At 52.5% G+C, this 6,751-nt stretch carries 5 protein-coding genes; 1 reads left to right on the top strand and 4 read right to left on the bottom strand.

Features of this window, described 5'->3' with window-relative positions; genetic code table 11:
* The first annotated feature begins 89 nt into the window (after positions 1-89).
* The gene (locus AB5Y91_RS18700; protein WP_010674210.1) at positions 90-1,703 is read left to right on the top strand and encodes an IS1634-like element ISAs25 family transposase; all 1,614 of its coding nucleotides are present in this window, start codon (positions 90-92) and stop codon (positions 1,701-1,703) included.
* A 202-nt stretch (positions 1,704-1,905) separates the two neighbouring features.
* Here AB5Y91_RS18700 and AB5Y91_RS18695 read toward each other — a convergent pair whose 3' ends face one another.
* From AB5Y91_RS18695 to AB5Y91_RS18680, 4 genes are all read right to left on the bottom strand, one after another.
* The gene (locus AB5Y91_RS18695; protein ID WP_368170511.1) at positions 1,906-3,831 is read right to left on the bottom strand and encodes a PAS domain S-box protein; all 1,926 of its coding nucleotides are present in this window, start codon (positions 3,829-3,831) and stop codon (positions 1,906-1,908) included.
* A 387-nt stretch (positions 3,832-4,218) separates the two neighbouring features.
* Positions 4,219-5,460 carry a tyrosine-type recombinase/integrase gene (locus AB5Y91_RS18690; protein WP_368170510.1) on the bottom strand — a complete coding sequence of 414 codons (1,242 nt, stop codon included), beginning with the start codon at positions 5,458-5,460 and terminating at the stop codon, positions 4,219-4,221.
* Positions 5,461-6,106: 646 nt separating this feature from the next.
* Positions 6,107-6,541, bottom strand: a complete 435-nt coding sequence (locus AB5Y91_RS18685; RefSeq protein ID WP_197984389.1) for a DUF2787 family protein — start codon at positions 6,539-6,541, stop codon at positions 6,107-6,109.
* Positions 6,538-6,751, bottom strand: a 214-nt coding sequence (locus AB5Y91_RS18680; protein WP_368170509.1) for a hypothetical protein, incomplete at its 5' end; no start/stop codon positions are given. The genes AB5Y91_RS18680 and AB5Y91_RS18685, both read right to left, overlap by 4 nt.

Genomic DNA, 6,751 nt, shown 5'->3' with positions numbered 1-6,751 from the left:
CCGTCATTCCGCACCTGATTTTGCTATTTTCAGTGCTTGACGGCGATCGGCCGTTCTGATCTATTACTCTCTTTTGCAGGTAGATCATCATGGCCGCACCCGCTATCTCGATCCGTAACCTCGATCACCTTGGTTTGGTCGCCGCACTCTGCCAGGAACTGGGCATTGCCCGCATGATCGATGCCTTGCTCCCCAAAACCCCGCCTTTCAAGGTCTCACATGGTGAAGCCTTGGTCGCCATGATAGTGAACGGCCTCGGCTTTCACAGCAGCACCCTGCACATGTTCCCGCAATTCTTTGCTAACAAGCCGGTTGAGCGCCTGATTGGCCCCGGGATCTGTGCTGATGACCTCAATGATGATGTGCTCGGTCGCTGTCTCGATGCCCTCTTTGAGGCCGATGTCAGCGCCTTGTATCAGGTGATGGCGGCGCAAGTTGTCGAGCGGCTGGGGCTCAAAAGCACCGCAGTGCACCTCGATATTACCAGCTTCCACGTCGATGGCGCCTATGACTGTGCCGATGGGGATCTGGTCGGTAAGCTGCAACTGGTGCGTGGTTATAGTCGTGATCACCGGCCAGAGCTGAATCAAGTGATCCTTGAGCTCATCTGTGAAAATCAGGCTGGCCTACCTGTCTATATGCAGGCCCTGAGCGGCAATAGTAATGACACCAAAGCCTTTGCCCAGACCGTTCGTCGCCATTTGAGCAGTCTCAAGGCCGCGCAGGAGTGCCGTTATCTGGTCGGCGATGCCGCACTGTACTGCGCCGATACCTTGCAATTACTGGCGCAACAGCAGCAACTATTTGTGACCCGGGTGCCCGTCACTCTCAATGAGGCAAAGCAGGCCGTGGCAACCATAGGTGCACAACCGCTGACCGCTCTGGGCAATGGCTATCATGGCCGTTGGCAACACGCGAATTATGCCGGGGTCGCGCAACGTTGGTTGCTGGTGCGCAGCGAACAAGCCAGCCACCGCGAGCAGCAGACATTGGCCAAAAACCTGCTCAAAGACAGTACCCGCGAGCTCAAAGCCTTCGCCAAATTGTGTGCCCGACGCTTTGCTTGTGAGGCGGATGCCCAAGCTGAGTTGAGCTGTTTTACCGCCAGCTTGATGCTGCTGCAACTGGATGCCGAAGTGGTAGGTGAACCCGTTTATACAGGACGTGGCAGACCCAAGCGTGGCGAAGAGCCAATTGGCCATCAGTTTCAAATCACTGGGTTGGCGGCAACTAGCCTGGCCTGCGTTGAAGAGGCCCGCAACCAGACCGGGGTGTTCATCCTGGCGACCAATGACCACAGCGATACGCTGACCATGGCCGAACTTTTGGCCACCTATAAAGCGCAGCAGAATGTCGAACGGGGCTTTCGTTTTCTCAAGAGCCCGGAGTTTTTAACCTCCTCACTGTACCTGAAAAAGCCGGAGCGGATTGAAGCGTTGCTCATGGTGATGACCTGTAGCCTGATGATTTACGCAGCGTTGGAGCACCGGATCCGGCAGGGATTAGTGGAGCAGAATCGCAGTGTGGCGGATATGAAAAAGAAACCGACCCAGCAGCCGACGGCCCGTTGGATCTTTTTGCGCTTTGGTGGCATCCATGAATATCGACTGGGAGAAGCTCCGCCACAAGTAACGGAGCTAACAGGAGACCAGCAGATCATTTTGGAGGTATTGGGTGAGCGCTATCGGCAAATTTATTCCTAAATCAGGTGCGGAATGTCGGGTCATCAGTAGAGAGGTTTTGTTATCAACCGGTGAGAAGCGGTTGAGCGGGCCAGGAAGGCCCGGTAGGTGAGGTTGTGGCAGTTGGTGGAGGGAATTAGCGAAAACTGGTTCTCAGGTGACTCAATAACGATAAGCGGTATCTGACTTGATTGTCAGACACCGTTATTATGTCAGCATATTGTCACTTATGTACGCAAACACGAGCCTTCCCTGCTTTCTTGGCTTCGTACATCGCAGAGTCAGCTTGGCTAATCAGTTGAACGGCATTGATTATATCGTCAGCATGATGGATTGCTATGCCGATACTGGCACTGATAACAGCTGTTGTTGAATCGAGTTGTATCGGCTGTTGGATGGCCTCCAATATCTTCTGCGCCAGCATATTGACATCGGGAGTCCCGTGCTTAACGTCCTCCAACACGATCGTAAATTCGTCACCGCCTAAACGTACTGCTGTATCTGTTTGTCTAATACTTTCCTGTAAGCGAGTTCCTATGACACGTAATACGGAATCGCCGGCTTCATGACCGTGTGTATCGTTGATTTGCTTGAAGCCATCAAGGTCGATATAAAATAACGCTAAAGATGTCTGAGTCCGCTTGGCGCGGGCTATTGCTGCTGGCAACAAGTTGAACATAGCACGCCGGTTATACAATCCAGTTAGCGCGTCATGAGTGGCTTCGAATTCGTGGATTGCCTCGGCCTTTTTTCGCTCCGTGATATCATGCAGGAACGCACTAAAAATTGTTTTCCCATCAATAAATAAAGAGCTAATTCGGACTTCAACAAGTAAGGTCATGCCATTGCGGTGTACCGCTGTCAGCTCGATATGTTGATTGAGGACATGGTGCTTACCGGTAGCCAGATAGCGTGCCAACCCTGCACGATGAGCCTCACGCATTGAGGCCGGGATGATCGTTTCATCCAGTGGGCGGCCAATTGCCTCTTCGCGGCTCCAACCGAATGTATGTTCTGCTTGTTGATTCCAGTCGCGGATCACACCGTGGTGATCAATGCATACGTAAGCATCGTTCGCGTTTTGGAGCACCATTTGCAATTCAGCTTCGCGTCTACGTAATTCCTGCTCAAACCGAAGCTGCTGAGCGATAGAGGCGGACAGCATTTCATTAGCTAATTGTAGGTCTTTTGTTCTTGTTTCTACTCGACTCTCCAATTCTTTATGTAACTTAGCCAAGGATGCTTCTGCTTCTTTTTGCTCCTGTATATTTTTAATAATTGAGATGAAATACTCTAGCTCACCTTTAATGCTCAATTTCTTGGTGACTATCAGGTCTATCCAAACAGAACGCCCTGATTTAGTGATGTAACGTTTTTCCTGCTGATAATGGTCGATGTCATTATTAATTAATTGCTGTAAAAGGGATAAATCGGTATTTAAATCGTCTGGGTGGGTTATATCCTGAAATGTGAGCTTGATGAACTCATCTTGGCTGTAACCGACAATTTGGCATAATGCATCGTTGACACGCAACCATCCGCCGTCTGGCGCAACCATCGCAATACCTACACCCGCACGTTCGAATATAGTCCTGAAACGCGCTTCGACATCCTCCAAGGCTTGTATGGCTTGCTCGGAACGCGCATGACTCAAAAGCATCGCTTCACGCATTTGCATTTCTTTGCTAACGAGTGCGGCAAGGTCAATCAGAATGCTTATCTCATCAGGACTTAATTGTCTAGGTTTGGAATCGATAGCACATAATGTGCCTATTGATAGTCCACCGATACTACGTAATGGCACACCGGCATAGAAGCGAATATTCGGATTTCCCGTTACGAGAGCATTACTCATGAAACGCGAGTCTTGCGTTGTGTCTGTCACGATCAGCGGGGTTGTTTGCGCTATGGCATGAGCACAAAAAGCAACTTCTCGCGGGGTTTCATTTGTATCAATACCTATCCGTGATTTGAACCACTGTCGCTCAGTGTCGACCAGTGAAACCAATGCAATGGGGACATCTAATATGCGTGCAACTAATCGGGTTATGCGGTCAAAAACCTCTTCTGATGGAGTATCGAGAATGTTGAGGGCGTGTAGTAGTTTGAGTCTGCTTTCTTCATCTGGAGGAGTTGGATAAGTCGCCATGTTCGGTAGCTCCTGATGCCTGCCGAAAAATATAACCATAATAAATATCAGGGGTAAGATTAATGAGCAAATTTCTTCTAAAAATTAATATGATATGTCTCACTTGTTGAGTTTTTTGGAGGGCTGGGGCAGCGTCAAGATGTTGAGTGATCATCCTTCGAGTGGAGGGAGGCTGTACTCGGTGGTCAGGTCATTCAGGTACAAGCTCTCACTGCTATTTAAATGTGTAAGGAGCTTTGTGAGCAACCGGTGAGAAGCGGTTGAGCGGGCCAAGAAGGCCGGTCAGGACAGGTTGTCGTTGTTGGTGAGGAGGGTGAGCTAACACCGCGCCTCGGGCGGCTAAACGGTGATATCGGTATCTCACTCTGCCGTGAGATACCGACATACCTAGCTGGCCTGAACCCACTCGCCCTCTTCGGGAAGTGGCAGCGGCTTGGATGGTACTGAACTGGTCAGGGCATCATGGATGCAATTGGCTATTTTCTGGCTGGTCTGTTGCATCCGAGTGTTATGCAGGTGGGCATAACGCATTGATGTCTGACTGCTCCGGTGTCCGAGCTGGGATTGCACATCAAACAAGGTGCCTCCGTTGGAGACAATCAGTGCTGCGACCGAATGACGACAGGTGTGCAAGCAAACCCCCTCCTTATCTATACCGGCTCGCGCCAGCATCCGCTGAAAACCCTTGGTGGGATTTTGCAATGGCTGCCCTTGCCGCTTGCCTGGAAACAGGTAGGGATTTCCCTGTGTTACAGGTAAGTAGTTCAACAGCTCCACCGCCATATGGTTCAGGTGCAACACACGGCTATGGCCGTTCTTGGTGTGTGGAATGTATAGGGTCTTGTCCTCCTTGTTGTAGTGCTGCCATTTGGCCCTTGCCAGCTCGGCCCGACGCAAACCGGTGAGCAGCAACATCTTGACGTACTGACCGGTATAGAAACTCTCATGCTGATCGGCAGCCCGGAACAGGCGACGGATTTCATCTGGGGTGAAGTAGCGTTCGCGCCGATTGTTCTCTCGCAGCAACGACACCAGGGCTGCGGGATTGTCCTTGATCAGTCCGGCACGGGCTGCCCAGGTCATGATGGCCTTGAGCAATGCCAAAACGCGATTGCAGGTGGCCGGGGTGAGGCGTTTGAGCAACATCTGTTGCATGTTCTGGATGCGGGTAACGGTGATCTCTTCCGGGATCAGGTTGCCGAAGATTGGCCGTAGGTGATTACGGAAGCGATGTTCATCCGTCTTCCAACTGCGATTTCGTGATTGCAGATAGGGCAGATAGTCTTCCTGAAACAAATTGCTCAGGGTCTTCTGATTACGCTTGTCCTCCTTGGCTTGTTGCGGGTCAACGCCTTCGGCGATCTTGCGTTTGTAGTCGAGCGCGAGCTTACGAGCCGCGCTGACATCCAACGCGGGATAGTGCCCCAGGGCAATGGCCCGCTTGCGCCCATGTATTTGATAGCGCAGCAGGAACTTGCGGCGGCCTTCCCCTTTGCCCACCAGGCAGCGCAGACCGGTCACGTCGGTATCTGAATACTCCGCTTCGGTACTGCGGGCGTCATCTGGGTTTGGGGGCAGATCGGCAATCCGTCGATTGGTGAATTTAAATCGGGTAGGTGTTTCGTTCATGGTTCGCTCCTCAACATGTGAGCTGGTTAGACACGGCATAGGCCCCCTTCACAGTGGAAAGGAGGTCTAATCCCCGTCTCTGGCTTGGCGATCAAAATGGTCGTTGCTCATCGCGCCTTGGCCTGGTTGGCCCGGCACGATGACAACGCGGGAAAGGTGAGTGAACAGATGGCCGCCCCGGTCGCTACCCGGTCCGATCCCGTAAAAATGCTACCGAGCCCCGTGTCCGCCCCGCACAAACGGGGGGAAACGGGGCGCGTTTTTCCCTTTGAGTGATTAGACTTTTCCATCTCAACCCCGTGAACCCGCGAAATTTGCGGAAAAATGGGTGAGTTAATGAATTGGTCGGGTTGCCCCGCATATTCACGGCAAGCCCCGTGCCCGCCCCGCACAAACGGGGGGAAACGGGGCGCGTTTTTCCCTTTGAGTGATTAGGCTTTTCCATCTCAACCCCGTGAACCCGCGACATTTGCGGGAGTAATGGGTGAGTTAATGAATAGGTCGGGTTGCCCCGAGCATTCACGGCGAGCCCCGTGCCCGCCCCGCACCAACGGGGGGAAACGGGGCAGGTTTTTCCCTTATAGAGACTGGGTAAATCGACGCCAACCCCGTGAACCCGTGAAATTTGCGCATTAACAGGGAGGGATCATTCAGTGGCTACCCTGATCGCGTAGACACCCAGCGACAGGTAGGTGAGGAAATTACCCTCCCATAATTCATAGAACTCACCCAACTCAGACAACGGCACCACATGCGCATAGGCAATCAGCCCTTCCTGGCTTGAGAAGTCAAAATCGACCTCCTTAGCCAATTCGGCATAGTCACCCATGCCGACATAGGAAAAGTCCGTCATATAGACCAAGGACCATAGATTTCCTCGGCGTTGCAGACGGATCTCCACCGGATGAAAGCCGCCGGTTTCCGGGCCATAACCCGGATCACGAAAGTTCATCGTGACGGCGCGGGCTTGTGGCCATGTGGGATGGTGCCTGTTCAGCAGGTCGGTTAGACATACGGCGAACCGGGGTGAAACCGGTAGGGGGAGTCCCTGCCAGTTCAGTGCTATGTCACGGTTGCTCATGGCTGGGTCTCCTGTCCGGCTACCTCGTCGCCGGTCTCGGATCCCGTTTCGGCCCCGGCCTCATCCATCTTGTCTGACAAACCAGCCTGGTCGTTGGCTGTTTCCAAAAACGGGGGCTCATTGCCTTTCTCGATGGTTATCTCATCGGTCATGTCATCTTGGCCCTTCTGCCCCTTGGCTTTTCCCTTGCGAGCCTGTTTATCCATATTG

The organism is Aeromonas sp. R4-3 (assembly GCF_040908275.1).
Lineage (GTDB): Bacteria > Pseudomonadota > Gammaproteobacteria > Enterobacterales > Aeromonadaceae > Aeromonas > Aeromonas rivipollensis.
The sequence above is the reverse complement of the archived record's forward strand: the minus strand, read 5'-3'. Positions and strand labels throughout refer to the sequence as shown.